19 protein-coding genes are annotated in these 23,210 nt (G+C 43.5%); 13 read left to right on the top strand and 6 right to left on the bottom strand.

What is annotated here, in order from left to right:
* The first annotated feature begins 39 nt into the window (after positions 1-39).
* Together argA and cpdA are read left to right on the top strand one after the other, a co-directional pair.
* A complete protein-coding gene (gene argA, locus KUG63_RS03310; protein WP_287554013.1) occupies positions 40-1,593 on the top strand; it encodes an amino-acid N-acetyltransferase in 1,554 nt (517 codons plus the stop codon).
* Positions 1,594-1,669: 76 nt separating this feature from the next.
* Positions 1,670-2,500, top strand: a complete 831-nt coding sequence (cpdA, locus tag KUG63_RS03305; RefSeq protein ID WP_287554011.1) for a 3',5'-cyclic-AMP phosphodiesterase — start codon at positions 1,670-1,672, stop codon at positions 2,498-2,500.
* On the opposite strand, the gene KUG63_RS03300 is transcribed toward cpdA, so the two are convergent.
* Complete coding sequence (locus KUG63_RS03300; protein ID WP_015005088.1) at positions 2,501-3,001, bottom strand: RNA pyrophosphohydrolase; 501 nt, start codon at positions 2,999-3,001, stop codon at positions 2,501-2,503.
* A gap of 194 nt (positions 3,002-3,195) precedes the next feature.
* Between KUG63_RS03300 and KUG63_RS03295 the strand changes: the two genes are divergently transcribed.
* The 5 genes from KUG63_RS03295 to KUG63_RS03275 are packed head-to-tail and all read left to right on the top strand — an operon-like array spanning position 3,196 to position 7,703.
* Entirely contained in the window at positions 3,196-3,849 is a 654-nt protein-coding gene (locus KUG63_RS03295) for an HAD family hydrolase (RefSeq protein ID WP_015005087.1), read from the top strand.
* Between the two features lie 3 nt (positions 3,850-3,852).
* Positions 3,853-4,419 (top strand): DNA-3-methyladenine glycosylase I, encoded by a 567-nt coding sequence (locus KUG63_RS03290; RefSeq protein ID WP_015005086.1) that lies wholly within the window; start codon positions 3,853-3,855, stop codon positions 4,417-4,419.
* Positions 4,420-4,422: 3 nt separating this feature from the next.
* A complete protein-coding gene (gene cysG, locus KUG63_RS03285; protein WP_015005085.1) occupies positions 4,423-5,802 on the top strand; it encodes a siroheme synthase CysG in 1,380 nt (459 codons plus the stop codon).
* A 4-nt stretch (positions 5,803-5,806) separates the two neighbouring features.
* A complete protein-coding gene (locus tag KUG63_RS03280) occupies positions 5,807-6,712 on the top strand; it encodes an alpha/beta fold hydrolase (RefSeq protein WP_020161713.1) in 906 nt (301 codons plus the stop codon).
* 19 nt (positions 6,713-6,731) lie between these two features.
* Positions 6,732-7,703 carry a WD40 repeat domain-containing protein gene (locus tag KUG63_RS03275; protein ID WP_287554008.1) on the top strand — a complete coding sequence of 324 codons (972 nt, stop codon included), beginning with the start codon at positions 6,732-6,734 and terminating at the stop codon, positions 7,701-7,703.
* Between the two features lie 308 nt (positions 7,704-8,011).
* On the opposite strand, the gene KUG63_RS03270 is transcribed toward KUG63_RS03275, so the two are convergent.
* The 5 genes from KUG63_RS03270 to KUG63_RS03250 all read right to left on the bottom strand — a co-directional run bounded on the left by KUG63_RS03270 (position 8,012) and on the right by KUG63_RS03250 (position 13,606).
* Positions 8,012-8,767: an OmpA family protein gene (locus KUG63_RS03270; RefSeq protein ID WP_020933150.1), complete on the bottom strand. Its 756-nt coding sequence runs from the start codon at positions 8,765-8,767 to the stop codon at positions 8,012-8,014.
* A 188-nt stretch (positions 8,768-8,955) separates the two neighbouring features.
* Complete coding sequence (locus tag KUG63_RS03265) at positions 8,956-9,720, bottom strand: OmpA family protein (protein WP_020933151.1); 765 nt, start codon at positions 9,718-9,720, stop codon at positions 8,956-8,958.
* A gap of 84 nt (positions 9,721-9,804) precedes the next feature.
* Positions 9,805-9,990 carry a hypothetical protein gene (locus KUG63_RS03260; RefSeq protein WP_041932974.1) on the bottom strand — a complete coding sequence of 62 codons (186 nt, stop codon included), beginning with the start codon at positions 9,988-9,990 and terminating at the stop codon, positions 9,805-9,807.
* Between the two features lie 109 nt (positions 9,991-10,099).
* On the bottom strand, positions 10,100-11,725 hold the full coding sequence (locus tag KUG63_RS03255) for an acyl-CoA synthetase (RefSeq protein WP_020933152.1): 1,626 nt from the start codon (positions 11,723-11,725) through the stop codon (positions 10,100-10,102).
* A gap of 111 nt (positions 11,726-11,836) precedes the next feature.
* Positions 11,837-13,606 (bottom strand): acyl-CoA dehydrogenase C-terminal domain-containing protein, encoded by a 1,770-nt coding sequence (locus tag KUG63_RS03250; protein WP_015005078.1) that lies wholly within the window; start codon positions 13,604-13,606, stop codon positions 11,837-11,839.
* 299 nt (positions 13,607-13,905) lie between these two features.
* On the opposite strand from KUG63_RS03250, the gene KUG63_RS03245 reads away from it, so the two are divergent.
* From KUG63_RS03245 to prpF, 6 genes are all read left to right on the top strand, one after another.
* Positions 13,906-14,847: an MBL fold metallo-hydrolase gene (locus KUG63_RS03245; protein WP_287554006.1), complete on the top strand. Its 942-nt coding sequence runs from the start codon at positions 13,906-13,908 to the stop codon at positions 14,845-14,847.
* 78 nt (positions 14,848-14,925) lie between these two features.
* On the top strand, positions 14,926-16,824 hold the full coding sequence (locus KUG63_RS03240; RefSeq protein ID WP_287554004.1) for a propionyl-CoA synthetase: 1,899 nt from the start codon (positions 14,926-14,928) through the stop codon (positions 16,822-16,824).
* Between the two features lie 30 nt (positions 16,825-16,854).
* The gene (gene prpB, locus KUG63_RS03235; RefSeq protein ID WP_015005075.1) at positions 16,855-17,739 is read left to right on the top strand and encodes a methylisocitrate lyase; all 885 of its coding nucleotides are present in this window, start codon (positions 16,855-16,857) and stop codon (positions 17,737-17,739) included.
* The gene (gene prpC / locus KUG63_RS03230; RefSeq protein WP_015005074.1) at positions 17,739-18,866 is read left to right on the top strand and encodes a 2-methylcitrate synthase; all 1,128 of its coding nucleotides are present in this window, start codon (positions 17,739-17,741) and stop codon (positions 18,864-18,866) included. Before prpB ends, prpC begins: the two co-directional genes overlap by 1 nt.
* Before the next feature lie 75 nt (positions 18,867-18,941).
* Complete coding sequence (gene acnD / locus KUG63_RS03225; RefSeq protein WP_287554002.1) at positions 18,942-21,536, top strand: Fe/S-dependent 2-methylisocitrate dehydratase AcnD; 2,595 nt, start codon at positions 18,942-18,944, stop codon at positions 21,534-21,536.
* Positions 21,537-21,549: 13 nt separating this feature from the next.
* Positions 21,550-22,728 carry a 2-methylaconitate cis-trans isomerase PrpF gene (prpF, locus tag KUG63_RS03220; RefSeq protein ID WP_073024849.1) on the top strand — a complete coding sequence of 393 codons (1,179 nt, stop codon included), beginning with the start codon at positions 21,550-21,552 and terminating at the stop codon, positions 22,726-22,728.
* Positions 22,729-23,210: the final 482 nt, after the last annotated feature.

Raw genomic sequence — 23,210 nt, 5'->3', positions numbered from 1 at the left:
ATTTTTGCAATTAATGCAATAAAAATATAATATTCCCGCATGGAAGATGATGCAAATTTTATTATTCGGCAATTTGGGGGCGTAAAGCAGCTAGCTAAGGCCATTAATAAAGACCCCGCCACTATTTACCGTTGGACTTACCCAAAAAGCAAGCATGGTACCGATGGGCGAGTGCCCTCTTCTGCCATGAAGAGCATTATCGACGCAGCCAACGAACTGAATATACCCCTCGAGCAAGGTAAACATAATCCCCTCCCTCGGTTTGGCAAAGGTGAGCCGATAGCCCCTCATCAATTTATTAATTGGTTTAGGAATACGGCCCCTTATATTCATGCCCATCGGGGGAAAACATTTGTCATAAACTTTAGCGGTGATGCTATCGATGACACATTATTCTCAACATTAATGGAGGATATTGCGTTACTTCATAGCTTAGGTATTCGTCTTATCCTAGTTCACGGTATCCGCACCCAGCTAGAGAAGAAACTACATGAACACCAGCACCCTAGCCGTGTTTTTCAACACCTTAGAGTCACAGATAAGCTAACCCTTGAATTAGCAAAAGAGGCCGCAGGAACAACACATACTAATATTGAAGCTAAGCTATCAACTCGTCTAGCCAATCTCGCCTCTTCTGGCTCGACCATTAATATTGCTTCTGGAAATTTTATCGTTGCAAAACCACTCGGTATTATTAATGGGGTTGACTACCAGTTTACAGGGGCTGTGCGCCGCGTTAATAACGAAACCATTTCTAAAACGCTGAATGCAGGCCAAATTGTTCTTATTTCGCCCTTGGCGTATTCACCCGCCGGTGAGGTCTTTAATTTACGTAGTGAAGAAATAGCAACCGAAATAGCGACCGAAATAAAAGCTGATAAACTCATCATAATGACCGAGCGAGCGGAGATTCTCACCAAGAAAAACAAACTCATTCGTCAATTAACTACCGAGCAAGCACAAGCCCTATTAACGTCCTCTGACAATCAACTAGACGATGCTTACTTGCACTTGCAAGAAGCCATTCGCGCCAGCCAGTTAGGTGTAAAGCGAATTCACCTAATTGACCGAAATATTAATGGTGGGCTGCAACTAGAACTGTTTACTCGGCAAGGCTCAGGCACACTGATCAGCATTCAGCCCTTTGAAGACGCACGCCCCGCTACCATTAATGACCTCCATGGTATTATCGAACTTATTCGGCCCTTAGAAGAAAAAGGCCTTCTTGCCTACCGCCCTAGTGAAGCCATTGAAATGGATATTAATAAATTTCATGTGATTGAACAAGATGGCTTAATAACAACTTGCGCAGCCCTGTACGAATACCCCGATGAGCTGATGGGCGAGTTAGCTTGCGTAGCTGTTCACCCCGATTACCGCACTGGGGAACGGGGCGAATATTTATTGAGCATGATAGAGAATAAAGCTCGCAGCCATGGGTTAACCCACTTGTTTGTTCTCACAACACAAAGCAGCCATTGGTTCGCAGAAAAAGGGTTTTCTCCCGCCACCCTGAATGATTTACCGGCCGAGAAACGCCTCCGTTACAACCAAACTCGCCGCTCAATGGTGATGATTAAAAAAATCGCTTAAGGATCTATTCTTTCTCAGCGCAATTTTAAAATCAGCGGCTATACTTAGAGAAACTTTAAATTGTTCCAAAAGATTCTTGAAAAAAGCTAACGTTTTCTCATCTGCTCATTGCGAACCTTCGAGCATAAAAGTTCTCCAACTGACTGATATGCACCTGATGGCGTCTGTTGATGATCAATTGGTAGGAGTTAACACTGAAGAGAGCTTTCTGTCCATTTTAAGCCTAGCACAACAACAAAGCTGGCCACCCGACCTTATTTTTCTCACTGGCGACCTAAGCCAAGACGGCTCCATTCAGTCTTACCAACGCCTGATTGAGCATTTAAAAAAGCTCGGCATCCCGTGTTACGTGCTTCCTGGCAATCATGACACCTCCAGCACCTTAACCAGTCTGTTTTCAACACCACCCGTGATGTACCAGCCTTTTTTACATCATAAACAATGGCTCTTTGCATTTCTCAACTCTGAAACACCCGGTGAAGAAGGCGGGACTCTAGACGAGCAGGAGGTAGCCAACCTCCAGCAAGAAATCGATGCTCATCCCGCTAAGCATGTGCTCATCTGTTTGCATCATCAATTAAAGCCTGTCGGCAGCCAATGGCTAGATAGTATGTGCGTTGCAAACCCAGCGTCTCTTCTTTATTTAATCGAGAACAACCCAAGCGTGCAAGGCATTATTCATGGGCACGTCCACCAATCGTTCAGCAGTACCATTGCGGGTAGTCCCGTCTACTCAACACCATCGACCTGCTTCCAATTTAAGCCTTTTAGCCAAGAGTTTGCTATAGACAATATAGCACCTGGTTATCGTTGGCTGAGCTTAACAACCAGTGGCGGGATACACACGGATGTTATCAGACTAGCAACCACCCCCAATAACCTCGATCAAAACTCTGCTGGGTATTAGTTATTTTTTAAAAATATTAGGCGTAATCCCCGGGAATAAAAAAGACCACATTTCGGTTAATGCACTTAAATACACATTACGCTTGAAATACACAACATCGAAAGCCGGCTCCCAATAATCAGCCCAGCGCCAGCTATCAAATTCTGGTGTCTCCGTTTTATCAAATGTAATATGTTTTTCTTCACCCACCAGCCTTAACATAAACCAAATCTGCTTTTGACCTCTACACACTGGTGAACGATCCCTACGAACATAACGTTTAGGTAAGTCGTAATAAACCCACTCTCTTGTTTTTCCAACAACTTCAACATGCTCGGGTTTTAAACCAATCTCCTCATACAACTCACGATACATCGCCTCTTCATGAGTTTCACCCTCATTCATGCCGCCTTGAGGAAATTGCCAACCACTTTGATTCGCACGCCGTGCCCAAAACAATTTATTGTGTTGGCTACATAAAATGATGCCAACATTATGTCGGTAGCCATCGTCATCAATCATGATTCATTTGTTAAACTAAAATTTAATATTGATTATTATAGCCACGTTTAGACACAGTGCGACCATCCATAACAAAATGATTGGGAATCACCAATATTTATGTCAGACTTACAGTTAAATCACATTAATGGGGGCTAGCGCCTCTAGCAACATTGATGTACCCCTCATAACCTACTTGTAAACATAATACGCCCATGAGCCTTGCCATCTTTGACCTCGACAATACCTTAATTAGTGACGACAGTGACCACCTTTGGGGCGAGTTTCTTGTTGAGAAAAAACTCGTCGATGGCGATGATTACGCAAAAGCAAACACCCAGTTCTACAACGATTACTGTCAAGGTAAGCTGGATATCGATGAGTACCTGAGTTTTGCATTATCATTTCTTGCCGATCACCCCGTTGAAAAGCTGCATCAGTGGCGCGAGCAGTTTATTGATGAAAAAATTCGCCCTTTGATACTAACCGCAGCGCAGGACCTAGTTGAAGAACACCGTAATAAAGGCGATACCTTAATGGTAATTACCGCCACCAATCGTTTTGTTACCGAACCTATTGTGAAGCTTTTCGGCATCCCAACAGTATTGGCAACAGAGCCCGAGTTCGTTGATGGTCGATATACTGGAGAATATGTTGACACTCCTTGCTATCAAGATGGGAAAGTATCCCGGTTAACACAATGGCTTGCTGATAATCAGGCCGACCTCAGTAATAGCACTTTTTACAGCGATTCACATAATGACATTCCCCTATTGGAAAAAGTCACCCACCCCGTGGCTGTTGACCCAGATGAACAACTGAAGCATCACGCCATTAAAAACGATTGGCCAATTATTACCTTGCGATAACCCATGGGTGATAAGACACGTTGCCCTTGGGCCCAAAAACCACTCGATATTCTGTATCACGATCAAGAATGGGGCGTACCCTTAACAGACGAACACAAATTATTTGAATACCTGATTCTTGAAGGCGCTCAAGCAGGCCTTAGTTGGTCAACAGTGCTACAACGACGTGAAGCTTACCGTGAGCTGTATGATCATTTTGACCCAGCTATCGTCGCGAAGTATAGCGACAAAAAAGTAAATCACCTACTACAAGACGAACGACTCATACGTAATAAACTTAAAATAAAAGCCAGTGTCAAAAATGCTATTGCTTTTATAAAGACACAAAAAGAGTTTGGTAGCTTTTCTAATTACTTATGGCAGTATGTAAACCATCAGCCACTTATCAACCAATGGGAGCGACCCGAACAAGTGCCGAACGAAACAGACATGTCCAGTCGACTAAGTCGTGATTTAAAAAAAAGGGGCTTTAGTTTTGTTGGCCCAACTATTTGTTACTCGCTCATGCAGGCTACTGGCCTTGTTAATGATCACCTAACTACCTGTTTTCGACATTCAGAGTTAAAATAGACCATGGATTACCTTCCGCTTTTTCATAAACTTGATAAACAAAACTGTCTACTAGTTGGCGGGGGCTCAGTGGCTACTCGAAAAGCTCGCCTGTTATTAGAGGCTCGCGCCAATGTCACTGTTATTGCTCCAACGCTATCAGACGAATTATCTCAGTTGGCTACTGATCAGCAAATACACCATATTAACCGAGCTTTTAAACCAACTGACACCCTCGACTTTCATCTAGTTATCTGCGCCGTCAATGACGAACAAACAAATGCTCAAGTCTCCTCTGAAGCATGGGCAAACAACATTCCCGTTAACGTTGTAGATCAACCTCAATTATGTAGCTTCATTTTTCCTGCCATTGTTGACCGCTCTCCGATGACCATCGCCATCTCAAGTGGCGGTGTTGCGCCTGTCTTGTCTCGCTTAATGCGTGCAAAGCTTGAAACGCTGCTCCCACAATCTTTAGGGAAATTAGCAAGCCTTGCTGCCGAATGCCGTCAGGCTGTGAAAGATCATTTCTCCAACATCAAGCAACGACGCATTTTCTGGGAAACTATTTTCAATGGCCCTGTCGCCGAACTCAGTTACCAAGGGCAGCATGAAGAGGCTAAAAAAGGCTTGCTGCAGGCTCTACATAAAGCACCTGATGTCGCTACCAACGGCAAGGTTTATCTTGTAGGCGGAGGCCCAGGCGACCCTGAATTATTGACATTAAAGGCGTTAAGGTTACTTCAATTGGCAGATATCATTATCTACGACCGTCTTGTATCTAACGAAGTCCTAAACTTATCCCGTCGCGATGCTGAGCGTATATACGTCGGTAAACAACGCAGCAAACATAGTGTGCCGCAAGAAGGCATAAACGCCTTATTAATAAAAATGGCCAAAGAAGGCAACCGTGTTGTACGACTAAAGGGTGGCGACCCGTTTATGTTCGGTCGCGGTGGTGAAGAAATTGAAACGCTTATCGATGAAGGCATCGCTTTTGAAGTGGTTCCCGGTATCACAGCTGCATCTGGGTGCGCCAGTTACTCAGGCATCCCACTCACTCATCGAGATCACGCGCAATCATGCATGTTTGTCACGGGGCATTTAAAAGACAATACGGTCAATTTAGACTGGGACCAACTGGCCAAACCCAACCAAACTATTGTGATTTATATGGGGCTAATTGGACTTCGGCAAATTAGTGAAAAACTTATTGAACGACAATTATCAGGCAGCACCCCTGTCGCCCTCATTCAAAAAGGCACAACAGCAGATCACCGCGTCATCATTTCTGATTTATTACATATCGCCGATAAAGTGGACCAGCTTAAACCAAAACCACCTACTTTAATTATTATTGGCTCCGTTGTTTCCTTACACAATAAATTGAACTGGGTTCACTAACACTATGCCTTTTATTCAACTTGAACACCTTAACGTCCATTACGAGCACCAATCAAACGGCGATATACCCATTATCCTGCTACATGGCAATTTTGGCAGTTGGCATTATTGGCAACCTTTTTTACAACAGTTGCCTAATGGCTTCCAAGGGTACGCACCCGATTTCAGGGGTTGTGGTGACAGTGAAGTCACTAGCAGTGGCTACGATATAGAAACGCTCAGCGAAGACATTCTGCAGTTTGCCGACCAACTAAAGCTAGATAAATTTCACCTTGTTGGTCATTCATTAGGCGGTGCTGTCGCCCAACAGTTAGCAGGCACTAATGCTGATCGAATTATTACCTTAACCTTGGTTGCTCCTGCCCCTGCTGAAGGCATGGCATCATTAAAAAATATTTCCAACCAGGGCTCTTTTTTTTCACCCGAACATATCTTTCACTTCCTAGGCACTATTGGTTTAAAACGAAAGCTGTTAATGACCAGCTTTAAAAAAGCCATGCCGAGGCTCAACTACAATAAATTCTATCTCAACCTGATCGTTGAAGATGCTCTTAAAATGGATATAAAAGCATTTAATGGTTTTTTGTCCACGTTAAAAAAATGGAATGGCACACATTTACTAAAGCACTTTAAATTCCCTGTTTTAATTATGCATGGTGACTTAGATAGCGTTATCCCCCTACAACCACTAAAAAATATGCAACAGCATATTGATAATTGCCGATTTCATACCTTTCATGGCGTTGGTCATAGCCCACAATTAGAACAACCAAAGGCTTTTAATAAGGTACTAACAGCCTTTATGGAAGGTCACAAGATTGAGCCGATAACGGAGGAGTCCTTCAAAAAACCACTCAGCTTGTTCGCTCAATTAAAATTAAAACTAAAACTAAAACGTATTTTCAAATAACCCGACGCCCCTTATTAAGATGAGTCCTTTTTTAAAAAACATTTATCTTATTAGCCTTATTTTTTTACTCCAAGCGTGTCAATATCAGACCGATGTCGAGCAACAATGGGTGCATGATAAAGCGGGCTTACTCAATGCAAGCCTATCTAAAGACGGTTCACTAGCCCTTGTCTCTATAACAAATGGTGTAGCACAACTCATTGAAGTAGCTACCAACACCGTACTACACCGCTGGCAACACACCGATAACAATAAAGGCATTATCGCCACTGCAATATCTGCTAATAATAAGTTTGCCATTACCGCTGAGAGTAACTCCCTTGCTTTATGGGAAGTCAAAAGTGGCAAAATTATTGGCTATTGGGACTTTCCTAATATTACAGATATCGCTATTTCAAGCAATGGTCAACATGCTCTTATCGGTATGGAATCGAACAAAGCCTATTACTTCGATCTTTATTATGGAAAAATCATTTACAGCTTCAAGCACAATGGTTTTGTTAATACTGTCGCTCTATCACACAACGGACGTTACGCTATTACAGGAGCTAATGATCAATACGCAAAGCTCTGGGACCTTAAAGCTGGAGAATTGACCCAACAATGGCGCCAAAACTTTAAAATATTTAATGTCGCTTTATCTGATGATGGTCGTTATGCGATGAGTAATGCATCCCTAGGAAAAACCAAACTATGGGATACTGAAACTGGCGATAAACTAAGCCAGCTTCCTATGAGGTATATGACTGTTTCCGCTAGCCAGTTCTCAGCCGACTCCCAGCACCTACTTACAGGTAGGCCCAATCAACGAATTGACTTATGGGATGTTAAAACAGGCAGTCTGCTTAACACATGGATGCCAAAAAAAGACGTTATATGGGGCAATGAGGCCGCCGCTATTATTGCCTTGGCTTTCTCATCTGATGGGCAATATATTTATAACGAAACGTCCAGCGGCATCGCGCAAAAATGGAAAATAACGAATAAATAATTTTTCTGTCGACCATACAGCTCGCAGTTCTTTATTAGCCAAGCAATCCCAACCCTAACCGGAAAAAATAATAAAAATATCAGCGACTCCCGCCAGAATAAACTCATTTGGTGTATCTGCTAACACTAATCTTGCCCAGCCTGTCAAAGACAAGCTCATAGAAAAGCACATAAACCTAACTTCGTTGGCATAGAGCTCATTGGCAGTAACGCCACCTTTGAGTTTTAAGATTACGCCTAGCCTTACTAATTGATTTATTTTTTACAAAAAAACGGGGCAAAAGCCCCGTTTTTTCATTTATTAAGTAACTATTCCTTTTCGCTCATCTCCACACGGCGATTCTTAGCACGCCCTTCAGAGGTAGCATTATCTCCAATAGGCTTGCTTTCACCATATCCGATTGTTGAGAGCATGTTTTCATCACAACCATGTGTAATCATAAAAGCACGAACTGATGCTGCACGCCTTTCAGATAAATCCTGGTTATACGCATCTGTACCTTGTGAGTCAGTATGACCAGCTATCAACAAGTTTACATCCGCATAATGCTTACGATGAGCCATTGCAATGGGTAGTAAAATAGCTTTCGCAGAATCAGTCAACTCAGCCGAGGCCGTATGAAAGTTAACGCCTTCCAAAACTAAAGCATCCACACAACCTAATGCATTTACTTTCGCACCAGGTGCAGAGTTGGGGCACTTATCTTTATAATCAGCAACCCCATCATTATCACTATCTGTACTACAACCTTTACTATCAACAGCTGCCCCTGCTGGCGTACCCACGCATTCATCACGACTGTCAACGACGCCATCAGCGTCTGTGTCAGGCTCGGCATCTGGCACGGCTTCAGCCTCGTCCCCACAAATTAAACTACCTAAGGAACCACCCACTACGGCCCCAACGCCTACCTCTGTCGCACCTTCAACAAATGCGCCAGCCGCACCGCCTAATAATGCTCCGCCTATGGCACAATTCTGCCAACTTTCTGTTTCAACAGTTGCACAGCCACTGACTAACACTACTGATGCAAATAATGCTGTCAGTTTTTTGTAAATTCCCATTATTCTCTCCATTTAATTTTACAATTAATTTATCCCTAGACGTTGATTCTAACCTAAACGAAAGACGTTGATTCTAACCTAAACGAAGCAAAGATCAACATCCCAAATCGGCACTCTACTCTATGACTTATTCTTATGCACAAAAAACGGGGCAAAAGCCCCGTTTTTATCACAACCTTAAAGTTGTTTTACTTTACTGTTAACTCAACTCGGCGGTTAAGTGCACGTCCTTCTTTTGTTGCATTATCAGCAAATGGTTTTTCTTCCCCATAACCTGCTGCTGTTAATTTACTTTCATCGCAACCTTCAGCAATCAAAAACGCACGAACTGCTTCAGCACGACGTTGAGACAAGTTTAAGTTATATTCTGCTGGTCCTTTAGAATCAGTATGTCCACCAATTAGCAAAGCCACATGTGAATGATATGCTTTATAGTTATCAGCAACTTGCACTAAAACCTGCTTTGCTTCGTCCGTCAACACGGCTGAATCAAAATGGAAGTTAACACCTTTAAGCACTAGAGGTATAGCGCAACCAAGTTCATTAACTACAGCACCTGGAGCTGAATCTGGACATTCATCTTTATAATCAGGAACACCGTCGCCATCACTATCTAATGCGCAACCTTTGCTGTCTACTTTTGCACCCGCTGGCGTATTAGGGCATTGGTCCAAGCTATCCACAACACCATCACCATCAGTGTCTTTTTCTGGAGCCGGAGCCGCGACTTCTTCTGCCATTAATGCACAAATAGTCCCACCAATGACAGCACCACCTATCGCACTAACGATTAAATCAGACCTATCATGATCATCACCTAAACCGCCTGCTGCGCCACCAATTGCAGCACCTGCCATAGCACAATTTTGCCACTTGTCAGTCTTAACTGAGGCACAGCCCGATACAAATAATGCGACGACCAAAACAGCCGCTAAGTTTTTGAATATCTTCATTTCTTACTCCATATTAGTAAATACTTCACAGCCATTGTAGCCCATTTTCCAGATACCGCACAAAAAAACGAGCATAGAACTGCGTTAAATCAGCTTTTGTTTACTTACCTTACACCGCCGACAACGGTATAAAGTCATCAATTTACCTTGTTTAACATCAAATTGCTGGTCTTTATCGATCGCCCATGCATGATGGCCATTTCGACATAGCGTCCCCCCTTTATGCTTTTCAGACAGCGTTTTCTTCTTAAATGGTATTATTTTCGCCATGGTTGTAATTTATTGGCCGCTCGAGGTTATTTTCATACCAACCTTACTTGAGCACCCAAAGACTAAAGGGCTCTCTGGTATTGATCATTACTCCAAACATGGTAGCGAATTAGTGCTTTATCTCGTTTGCCTGTTTTCTTAATGTGAATTTCTGAATTTTCCCAGTCGATGTTTTTGGCAAGCCACCAAATACAACATATTTCGGCGCTTTATAATGCGCCAAGTTTTTTCTACAAAACGATATGATTTCTTTTTCTGTGACGTTTTCACCTTCTTTCAAGGTCACAAAAGCACATGGCTTCTCACCCCATACATCATCATATTTAGCAACAACAGCTGCCTCTAAAATAGCTGGATGACGGTACAAAACAGATTCAACTTCTAATGTGGATATGTTTTCACCCCCTGAAATAATGATGTCTTTTGATCGGTCTTTGATGTCTATATACCCATCTTCATGCCACACAGCTAAATCCCCCGAGTGAAACCAACCGCCTTTAAATGCTTCGTCAGATGCTGACGGGTTTTTTAAATATCCCTTCATCACATTATTCCCACGCATAAATACCTCGCCCATACTCACGCCATCTTTAGGCATCGGTTCGAGCGTTTCTGGATCCGCCACCATTAAATCTTCCAGCATTGCGCTCCTAACCCCTTGTCGAGCTCGAAGCGCTGCTTGTTCATCAGACGGCAACTCATCCCATTCATCATGCCAAGCACATACTGTACAAGGGCCATAAGTTTCAGTTAACCCATAAACATGTGTCACACTAAAACTCATTTCTTCCATTTTCTGAATAACCGCTGCCGGCGGCGCAGCGCCAGCGGTCATAACTTTCACTTCGTGCTCAATGCCTTTTTGATGCTTCTCTGGCGTATTGATCAGCATGGTGAGAACCGTCGGTGCACCACAAAAATGATCTATTTTTTCAGACTTAATAAGCTTAAAAATCGTTTTCGGTAACACACTACGCAAACAAACATTTGTGCCCGCAGAAGCAGCAAGACTCCAAGGGAAACACCAGCCATTACAATGAAACATTGGAAGCGTCCAAAGATAAATAGGGTGATTGCCCATATCCCAGGTCACTATATTATTAAGTGCGTTTAGGTAAGCCCCGCGATGATGATAAACAATTCCCTTTGGATTACCCGTGGTTCCAGAGGTATAGTTCAATGTAATCGACTGCCACTCATCTTCTGGCAAACTCCATTGAAATGTCTCATTACCTTCAGCAACGAGCATTTCATATTCAACCTCGCCAATGGCCTGCCTCGAGCCAAATGTTGCATCTTCCACATCAATTACTAGCGGGGATACCTCGGCTTCCTTTACTGCCGTCGCCATAACATCAGCAAACTCAGCATCAATAAAGACCGCTTTGCTTTCAGCATGGTCCAACTGAAAAGCAACTGATTTAACATCTAAACGTGTATTAATTGAGTGTAATACTGCGCCCAACATTGGCACAGCAAAGTGTAATTCAAACATCGCTGGAATATTTGGCAACATCGCTGAAACGGTATCTCCTTTTTTTACCCCTCTGCTCGCAAGCGCCGAGGCTAACTTAACGCAACGAAGATACGTCTCAGCCCAAGTTATTTTCTGCTCACCATGGATACATGCTATTTTATTTGGATAAACATCTGCCGCCCTCTTTAAAAAAGTAAGTGGCGAAAGTGAGACATAATTGGCTGGATTTTTATCCAACGACATATCAAAAAGATTCATACAAGAAACCTGTTTTTTTTATTTATAAATAATAACCTGTGAACTGTCTTCGAAAAAACAAACCCCGTGAAGACAGCTGGGCCTTATCTTTTTAATTTAAATCGTTTAAAGCTAAACGATCAACTCTTCACTTGGCTCCATAACACAGCGGCTTCCCGACATAACCACAGGAGCCAAACCATGAACACGCGGCAAAAGCTTTGTTGCAAAGAAATTAGCTGTCGCTAACTTGCCTTGGTAGAACACGCCTTCTTTTCCACTGGCAACCTTAGCGGCTCGTAGCCAATAATACCCTAATGAAACTAAGCCAAACATCTGTAGATAATCTACCGCCGCTGCCGCGGAATCATTTAGATCCTCTTCTTTCGATTTAATCAACCAAGCCGTCACTTCTTCTAGGGCACTTAGGGCAGATGTTAATGGCTGCGTAACAAATGCCATCTCAGCACTCGCCGAGGCGAGCTCGCTTTTTACCTCAGCAAAAAAATCAATCGGTAACTGCCCATCATTCATTGAAAGCTTGCGGCCAACCAAGTCCATCGCTTGAATTCCATTCGTCCCTTCATAAATACAGAATATCTTACTGTCACGCATATTCTGCTCCATACCATGTTCTTTGATATAACCATGACCACCATACACTTGCACACCTAGGCCTGACACTTCCACACCCACGTCAGTAATAAACGCCTTACACACCGGCGTCATCAAATCTACCCGAGCCTTTGAAGCATTTCGTACTGCCTCATCAGGGTGGTTTTCGGATAAATCAACATGTTTAGCGGTGTCGTACGCCATCATTCTGCAGCCTTCTGTTAATGCTTTCATGGTGAACAACATACGGCGCACATCCGGGTGAACAATAATAGTATCACTATCAAATGAAGACTCGGCCTTACGGGTCAGTGGACGCCCTTGTTTACGTTCTTTTGCATACGTTATCGCATTTTGTGTTGCACGCTCAGCAACGCCAAGCCCCTGCAAACCGACCATTAAGCGAGCTGCATTCATCATCACAAACATATTTTGAATGCCTTTATTGAGCTCACCCACTAAATAACCTTTTGCATCAGTAAAATTCATTACACAAGTGCTGGAGCCATGAATACCCATTTTCTCTTCAATATTGGCGCACTCTGCTGCGTTCCGTTCACCTAATGAGCCATCCTCATTAATCAAAAATTTAGGCACAACAAACATACTGATACCACGAATACCTTCCGGTGCACCGGGTGTTCTTGCTAATACCAAGTGAATAATATTGTCGGTTAGATCATGCTCGCCTGCTGTAATAAAAATTTTATTACCTTCAATCAAATAACTGCCATCTTCTTGTGGCACAGCTTTTGTTCGCACTTGTCCAAGGTCACTACCAGCACCGGGCTCTGTCAGACACATTGTGCCACTCCAATCACCGAGGCTTAAATGGCTCATATAGGTTTCTTTTTGCGCTTGTGTTCCGTGCGCTTTTAATGCCTCATACGCCCCATTGCTTAGGCCTGGGTACAAAGAAAATGCAGCGTTCGCTCCTGATAGCATATCGGTAACCGCTGTCGCTAGAACATAAGGTAGCCCTTGGCCATCGAACTCAATGTCTTTATCTAGCCCAATCCAGCCACTTTCTGCATAAGATGCATAGGCTTCTTTAAATCCCTCAGGGGTGGTTACCTCACCGTTGTTTAACGAAGCACCCTCGGCATCACCAGACTCGTTTAGAACGCCAATAGTATTATCAATTTGCTTAGCGGCCTCATCAAGTACACCCGTAATGATGTCTTCCGTTGCATCTTCAAACTTTTCAATCTCGGTTAAAGAACCAACATTGATAATTTCATTTAAAACAAACTCCATATCTTGCACTGGGGATTTATACGTTGCCACGCTCGCTCCTTTATTTTTCATTAAAATTATAGATTCAGTATATCAAACTTTATACTCCCTCTAAGCATGGGGAAATAAAGCCTCGCCTTTTTACATAAACTCACTATATTTACTGTTACAAAACATACCCCCCCCCTGCCGTAACGTCTTAACCCAACAGTTCAAACCACTGTGTAACATCAGTATTTTCTCGGCACTAGCCTCATATAAAAAGTTTGCTCACACGCTCCAATACAGTAGTCTTTAGTTTGAAATATCAGCCCCTTACTTAACTAAAAACAAACCCAACAGGCAAACACATGGAAAAACCAACCTATAAATCGTTAGGGCATGGCATTAGTTGCATCGACACGCAATATATTCGGCCTGGTTTAGCCAGTTGCTACCTCATTGAGCAAAACAATCATGCTGCGTTTATTGATACTGGCACCAATTTCACAACCCCTCTATTACTAGAACTTCTTAAAATCAAAAACATTCCTGTTGATAATGTTGACTTCATTATCCCCACACATGTTCACCTAGATCATGCAGGTGGTGCCGGCAGCCTCATGCAACAATGCCCTAATGCTCAACTTATTATTCACCCACGAGGCGCTCGACACATGATCGACCCAAGCAGGCTCCAAGCAAGCGCTTCGTCTGTATATGGTGAGGCAGAATTCAAAAAACAATACGGCAATTTGGTCCCAATCGATCAACAACGCGTCACAGAAGCTAATGATGGGCTTAGGTTAAACTTTCAAAATAGGCTACTTGAATTTATTGATACACCAGGCCACGCAAAGCACCACGTGTGTATTATCGACAAAACCAGCAACGGCATGTTTACTGGAGATACCTTTGGTGTCGCCTATCCAAAACTGACTGTTAGCGGTCAACCGTTTATATTCCCGCCATCTTCACCGGTAGATTTTGACCCTGCTGACTGGCTAGAATCTATTGATAAACTTATGAACACCCAGTGTGATCGTGCCTACCTTACGCACTTTTGCATGGTAGATAATTTAAACCCACTCGCAGAATCACTTCGTCAACGCATAAAAATATTTGCCGACCTTGCCTTGCAGACAACATCTGACAAGGACTTGGGTGATAAAATAAAAAACTATTTTGTGGAAGAAATTCGTGCGACAGGCTGCCAAATCAGCAAAGAAAACCTGTTTAAAATTCTAATGTTAGATATAAGTCTAATCATCCAAGGCTTAAGGGTTTGGGTTGAAAAAAACACCTCAAAATAGTATTATGACCGGCTGTTCAAACTATAAAACGTAACAAATAAAAAAATAGTCACTAGCATTCACTTCTTGGAGAAAAAGATGGGGCAGTATTTAGATCAATATAGGCAATCCCTTGAACAGCCCGAAGCTTTTTGGGCAACCGCTGCGAAGACGATTGATTGGGACCAAAAATGGGATCGCGTACTGGATGACTCAAAAGCCCCTTATTATCGATGGTTTGCCGGCGCCAAGTTAAACACCTGCTACAACGCTCTCGATCGCCATGTCTCAAATGGTCTTGCAAAACAAGCCGCACTAATTTACGACAGCCCCGTTACAAACACTAAAAAAACTTACAGTTACCAAGAGCTTCTTGATGAAGTATCAAGGTTAGCCGGCGTTTTAACCAACCTTGGTGTCACAAAAGGAGACCGCGTGCTGATCTACATGCCGATGATTCCAGAAGGTGTGATGTCAATGCTAGCCTGCGCTAGGATCGGCGCAGTTCACTCCGTTGTGTTTGGCGGCTTTGCCGCAAACGAGCTCGCCACGCGTATTAACGACGCAAAACCCAGCGTTATTTTATCAACATCTTGTGGCATTGAAGGCAGTCGCATTATTGAATATAAGCCGTTGCTCGATGAAGCGATTAACGTATCCGAGCACAAGCCTGCTAACACGGTTATTTTACAACGCCCGCAAGCAACTGCCTCTATGAAAGAAGGCCGAGATATTGATTGGGCCAGCGCTATTAATAGTGCATCACCTGTCGATTGTGTTTCGGTAGAAGCAACTGACCCACTTTATATTCTTTACACCTCTGGCACCACTGGCCAGCCGAAAGGTGTCGTTCGCGACAATGGAGGCCACGCAGTCGCCATGATGTGGACCATGGAGCACCTTTATAACATCAAACCCGGCGAAGTCTTCTGGGCAGCCTCAGATATTGGTTGGGTAGTTGGTCATTCTTATATTTGTTATGGGCCTTTATTAAATGGCTCTACCACGGTTATGTTTGAAGGCAAACCCATCGGCACGCCTGACCCGGGGGCTTTTTGGCGTGTTATTTCTGAATACAAAGTAGCGTCATTATTTACCGCCCCTACTGCATTACGGGCTATTAGAAAAGAAGACCCTCAGTGCGATTACCTTAAAAAGTACGATATCTCATGTATGCGGGCTTTATTTCTTGCTGGCGAACGTTGCGACCCAGATACACTAACGTGGGCAGAAAATAAAATTCACGTCCCTGTTATTGACCACTGGTGGCAAACAGAAACAGGCTGGGCTATTGCTGCAAATTGTTTAGGCCTTGAAGCATTTCCCGTTAAAGCAGGATCACCAACCAAACCCGTCCCCGGCTATGATGTCCAGTTCTTAGATGAATCGGGGCAAGCTGTTGCAAACGCTGAAATGGGCGCCATTGCCATTAAACTACCACTACCGCCAGGCACCTTTCCAACACTATGGCAAAATGAAGAGCGATTCTTTAGCTCATATTTGGAAACCTTCCCGGGCTATTACGAAACAGGCGATGCTGGCTATCAAGATGAAGAGGGTTATGTCTACATCATGGGCCGTACCGATGATGTCATAAACGTAGCAGGGCATCGTTTATCAACCGGCGCAATGGAAGAAGTCCTTGCATCGCACCCAGACGTGGCTGAATGCGCCGTCATTGGTGTCGCTGATAACATCAAAGGACAATCGCCAATGGGTTTTGCTGTTTTACAATCAGGTGCCAACCGTAACGAAGAAGAGGTTAAAGAAGAGCTAATTGCCTTAATTCGTGAAAAAATTGGTCCTGTCGCAGCATTTAAAATGGCTACAATCGTTAAACGATTACCAAAAACACGCTCTGGTAAAATATTACGCGGCACTATGCGAAGCATGGCCGATGGCCAAGAACATAAGGTACCAGCCACCATTGACGACCCCGCATCTTTAGGCGAAATTGCCGACAACCTTAAAACGCTTGGTTATCCAAAAAGCGTTTAAATAACACTTAGTTAAGGAGATTTATTTTAGATGACCATTCAATCAGCAGGCCGACGCTTCCGTGAAGCCATGGCACAGGAAAAACCATTACAAATAATGGGCACCATCAATGCTTATGCCGCTTTATTGGCCGAAAAAACAGGCTATAAAGCTATTTATCTTTCAGGTGGCGGTGTTGCCAACACATCATTTGGACTTCCAGACCTTGGTGTTACCACCTTAAATGACGTTCTAACAGATGCCAGCCGAATTACGGCAGCAACCGACGTCCCTTTATTGGTTGATATCGACACAGGCTGGGGCAGCGCGTTTAGCATTGCACGTACTATCAAAGAATTTGAACGTGCCGGTGTTGCTGCGGTTCATATTGAAGACCAGGTGGCTGCAAAACGTTGCGGACATCGCCCAAACAAAGAACTTGTCACCAAAGAAGAAATGGTTGATCGCGTTAAAGCCGCTGCTGACGCAAAAACAGACCCTGACTTTGTCTTAATGGCACGTACAGATGCCTATAACAGCGAAGGCCAACAAGCTGCTATCGACCGTGCATGTGCCTACGTTGAAGCTGGCGCGGACATGATTTTTGCAGAAGCTGTTTACGAACTAGACGATTACCGTGCCTTTACTGCGGCAGTAGACGTACCTGTTTTAGCAAATATTACAGAGTTCGGCAAAACACCCTACTTCACTACCACAGAACTTGGCGAAGCTGGTGCGAGCATGGTGCTCTACCCATTGTCAGCATTTCGTGCAATGAGCAATGCAGCATTGAACGTCTACGAAACCATTCGCAAAGAAGGTACTCAAGTTAATGTTATCGATACCATGCAAACACGTATGGAACTATACGATGTATTGGGCTACCACGAATATGAACAAAAATTAGATGCTCTATTTTCAAAGGAGAAAAAATAATGGCTGAAAAGAAAGTAGGCGGAGCTGGGCTTCGCGGACAATCAGCAGGCGAAACCGCCTTATGTACCGTTGGTAAATCCGGCACAGGTTTAACTTATCGCGGTTATGACATGACCGAACTTGCGGAAAACGCAAAATTTGAAGAGGTAGCCTATTTATTAGCTTACAACAAACTACCAAACCAAGCAGAGCTAGATCAGTACATTGCTAAAATTAAGTCTCTACGAGGCTTACCAGACGCATTAAAAACGGTTCTGGAAAATATTCCTGCAGATGCTCATCCAATGGATGTAATTCGCACAGGTTGCTCTATGCTGGGAAACCTTGAAGAAGAGAAAGATTTCTCTGAACAAACAGATAAAATCGATCGTATGGTTGCTGTCTTCCCATCCATCATTTGCTACTGGTACAAATTCAGTCATGAAGGTGTTCGCATTGAAACAGCAACCGATGATGATTCTGTTGGCGGACACTTTTTACACATGTTACGTGGCGAAAAACCAAACGACGTACATACTGCTGTTATGAGCGCCTCTCTTATTCTTTACGCAGAGCATGAGTTCAACGCCTCTACATTTGCTGCACGTGTTTGTGCTTCTACATTATCAGACATCCACTCATGCGTGACCGGCGCAATTGGCACATTACGTGGCCCATTACACGGCGGCGCTAATGAAGCTGCAATGGAGATGATTCAAGATTGGAAATCACCTGATGAAGCTGAAGAAAAAATGATGGAAATGCTAAAACGCAAAGAAAAGATCATGGGCTTTGGACACGCTGTCTATACGGTCAGTGATCCGCGTAACGCTGTCATTAAAAAATGGTCTGAAAAGTTAGCAGCTGATGTTGGCGACACAACACTTTACCCAGTGTCTGTACGCTGTGAAGAAGTCATGTGGCGTGAAAAGAAATTATTCTGTAATGCTGATTTCTTCCATGCTTCTGCTTATCATTTCATGGGCATCCCAACCAAGTTATTTACCCCGATCTTTGTTATGTCTCGGGTCACTGGTTGGACGGCGCATATTATGGAACAACGCTCAAACAACCGCATTATTAGACCGAATGCGGACTACGTAGGCCCAGACCCACGTCCAGTACCACCGATAGAAGATCGCGACTAAACACAGCGTGATAACATATAAGCCAGCCTGCATTTCACGGCTGGCTTTTTTATCTAAATATATATGAGTAAAAAAATGAATACAGATTACCGCAAAAAACTACCAGGCACTGACTTAGACTATTACGACACACGTGCCGCTGTTGACGCAATAGAACCAGGCGCTTATGCAAAGCTACCGTACACCTCTCGCGTACACGCAGAAAACTTAGTTCGACGCTGTGATCCAGCTTCATTAACTGACTCTCTCAAACAATTAATAGAACGCAAACAAGACCTAGACTTTCCATGGTACCCAGCACGTGTTGTATGTCATGACATTCTTGGTCAAACAGCACTTGTCGACCTAGCTGGCTTACGTGATGCTATTGCAGAAAAAGGTGGCGACCCGTCTAAAGTAAACCCAGTTGTCCCTACACAATTGATCGTGGATCACTCGCTGGCCGTAGAACATGCTGGTTTTGAAAAAGACGCTTTTGAAAAGAACCGTGAAATTGAAGACCGTCGTAATGATGATCGCTTTCACTTCATTAATTGGACTAAAAAAGCCTTTAAAAACGTAGATGTGATTCAGCCTGGTAATGGCATCATGCATCAAATCAACTTAGAAAAAATGTCTCCGGTTATACATGCTCGTGACGGCGTTGCATTCCCTGATACACTCGTCGGAACAGATAGCCATACACCACATGTTGATGCCTTAGGAGTTATTGCAATTGGCGTTGGTGGCCTAGAAGCAGAAACAGTCATGTTGGGTCGCCCGTCATACATGCGCTTACCTAATATCATTGGTGTTGAACTCACTGGCAAACGACAACCTGGTATTACAGCCACTGATATCGTACTGGCTATTACCGAATTCCTGCGTAATGCTAAAGTTGTCTCTTCCTACCTTGAGTTCTTTGGCGAAGGCGCTGCCGAGTTAACACTCGGTGACCGTGCCACCATTTCAAATATGACACCTGAATTTGGTGCGTCCGCAGGCTTATTTTTTATTGATGAGCAAACCATCGAATATCTAAAACTAACCGGCAGAGATGCCGAACAAGTTAAATTGGTAGAAAACTACGCCAAAGAAACAGGCCTATGGGCCGATGACCTTAAAACAGCTGAATACGAACGCGTATTAACATTCGACTTATCAACCGTCGTACGTAATATTGCTGGCCCATCAAACCCTCACCGCCGTGTACCAACATCAGAATTAGCTGAACGTGGTATTTCAGGCACCGTAGAAAACGAAGAAGGCTTAATGCCCGACGGTGCAGTTATCATTGCCGCCATCACTAGCTGTACTAACACTAGTAATCCACGTAATGTTATTGCTGCTGGCCTTGTCGCTAAGAAAGCTAACGAACTAGGCCTAACCCGCAAACCGTGGGTAAAATCATCCTTCGCACCAGGTTCAAAAGTAGCACAGCTTTACTTAGAAGAAGCAAACCTATTACCTGAACTCGAAGAAATGGGTTTTGGTATCGTCGGCTTTGCTTGCACAACCTGTAATGGGATGAGCGGCGCACTGGATCCCGTTATTCAGAAAGAAGTGGTTGAGCGAGACCTATATACCACTGCTGTATTATCTGGCAACCGCAACTTCGATGGACGAATTCACCCATATGCAAAACAAGCTTTCTTGGCGTCACCACCATTAGTTGTTGCTTATGCGATTGCAGGTACTATTCGTTTTGATATTGAAAAAGACATCCTAGGTAATGATCAAGAAGGCAATCCAGTCACCTTAAAAGATATCTGGCCTAGCGATGAAGAGATTGACGAAATTGTTAAGCAGTATGTTAAGCCCGAACAATTCCGCGAAATTTACATCCCGATGTTCCCTGAATCAGATATTCAACAAGAACAAGTCAGCCCCCTATATGATTGGCGTCCACAAACAACGTATATTCGACGCCCTCCTTATTGGGAAGGTGCTTTAGCCGGTGAACGTACGCTTAAAAATTTACGTCCACTAGCTGTACTAGGTGATAACATCACAACCGATCACTTGTCACCCTCTAATGCGATTATGTTAGATAGCGCTGCTGGCGCATACCTGCATAAAATGGGCCTACCTGAAGTTGATTTCAATTCATATGCAACACACCGTGGTGACCATTTAACGGCCCAGCGTGCGACATTTGCAAACCCAAAACTATTAAATGAAATGGTTAAAGAAAACGGCGAAATCAAACAAGGTTCGCTAGCTAGAATTGAGCCAGAAGGAACCATCAGCCGCATGTGGGAAGCAATCGAAACATACATGGACCGTAAACAACCACTTATTATTATAGCGGGCGCCGATTATGGCCAAGGATCATCACGTGACTGGGCGGCAAAAGGCGTAAGGCTTGCTGGTGTTGAAGTAATCGTAGCCGAAGGCTTTGAACGTATTCACCGTACTAACTTAGTTGGCATGGGTGTATTACCAGTTGAATTTAAAGCCGGTGAAAATCGTCATACTTACAACATAGACGGCACAGAAACATATACGGTAACAGGCGATATAACACCACGTGCAACCCTTACATTGACAATTACACGTAAAAACGGTGAGACCATTGATGCCCCCGTAACATGTCGCCTAGACACCGCAGATGAAGTTCTCGTCTATGAAGCCGGCGGTGTATTACAACGCTTTGCTCAAGACTTCTTAGAGTCATCATCAGCTGCTTAATACAGGATTTAGAATGTCATACGTGCCACAAATAAAAATTCCCGCCACCTATATGCGTGGCGGCACAAGCAAAGGTGTGTTCTTTAACTTAACTGACCTGCCCAAAGAGGCCCAAGTAGCCGGCGAGGCACGTGATAACATATTATTACGTGTCATAGGTAGCCCAGACCCATACGGCAAACAAACGGATGGAATGGGAGGTGCAACATCTAGCACCAGTAAAACAGTTATTCTGGCCAAAAGTAATCAAGCCGATCATGACGTCGATTATTTATTTGGACAGGTCGCTATTGATAAACCTTTTGTCGATTGGAGCGGTAACTGCGGTAATCTAACTGCAGCAGTAGGCTCATTTGCAATCACATGTGGCCTCGTTGATAAAAAACGTGTGCCAGATAATGGCATAGCTGTAGTACGAATTTGGCAAAAAAATATCAACAAGACGATCATCGCACATATCCCCATAACAAACGGTCAAGTACAAGAAACAGGTAACTTTGAACTCGATGGGGTCACTTTCCCAGCTGCTGAAGTTAAAGTAGATTTTGTCAGCCCTGTCGATCCTTCAGAAGCAATGTTTCCAACAGGCAATGTAGTTGATGACCTTAGTGTACCTGGCATAGGCACTTTCAAAGCCAGCATGATTAATGCGGGAATACCAACGGTATTCTTAAATGCTAAAGATATAGGTTATACAGGCACTGAGTTACAAGAAGCTATTAATAGTAATGCTGACGCCTTAGAGCGCTTTGAAACGATACGAGCATACGGCGCTATTAAAATGGGCCTGATTAACGATGTTTCTGAAGCGACTGCCCGCCAACACACACCAAAGGTAGCCTTTGTCTCCGAACCAGACTCCTATGTATCTTCAAGTGGGAAAAATATTGATGCTCAAAGTATAGACCTAAATGTACGTGCATTATCAATGGGTAAACTTCATCATGCGATGATGGGGACAGCAGCGGTTGCCATTGGCACTGCATCTGCCATACCCGGAACATTAGTCAACCTTGCAGCAGGAGGTGGTGAAAAAAACATTGTTACCTTTGGGCACCCCTCAGGTACATTGAAGGTTGGTGCAGAAGTAAGTAATATCAATGGACAGTGGAGCGTCAATAAAGTAACCATGAGCCGAAGTGCACGAGTATTAATGGAAGGCACCGTTAGCATACCTGGCGATTGTTTTTAACCACAACAAAATAGTAACCTCTAAAAAGGGAGTGCTTTGAACACTCAATTGTTTAAATCAAAGTAACTAATAACATACGGTTTATAAAAAAAGCGGATATAAATTATCCGCTTTTTTTATGCCTGTATTTCTGTCAATAGCAACTCTATAAACTAACGATCAGAAATCAAACAAAACAAAATTGAAACATACAAATCTTATCGGTACTAATGCTAAAAATAGGTATCGTTGTAACAGTATTCGTTAGAGCTATAGCGTCCGACAGAAGCCCAACAAACAAATAAACAAGGCACCAAACCACAAATGCTAACTCATCCATCATTAGCTAACTAGGGTGCCGCATATTGACGTACAAAACTGATAAGTAGCTACATCTTTAGAGCCAACGTATAGATTTACACCCTAAAAAAAGCAAAAACCATAGAGCAAAAAAAACCCGCCAAGAGGCGGGTTTTTGTGTAAAAGCCTGGCAGTTCCCTACT

Source organism: Cycloclasticus sp. (assembly GCF_019090545.1).
In the GTDB taxonomy this organism is placed as follows: Bacteria; Pseudomonadota; Gammaproteobacteria; order Methylococcales; family Cycloclasticaceae; genus Cycloclasticus; species Cycloclasticus pugetii.
This window is presented reverse-complemented; position numbering and strand designations above follow the sequence as displayed.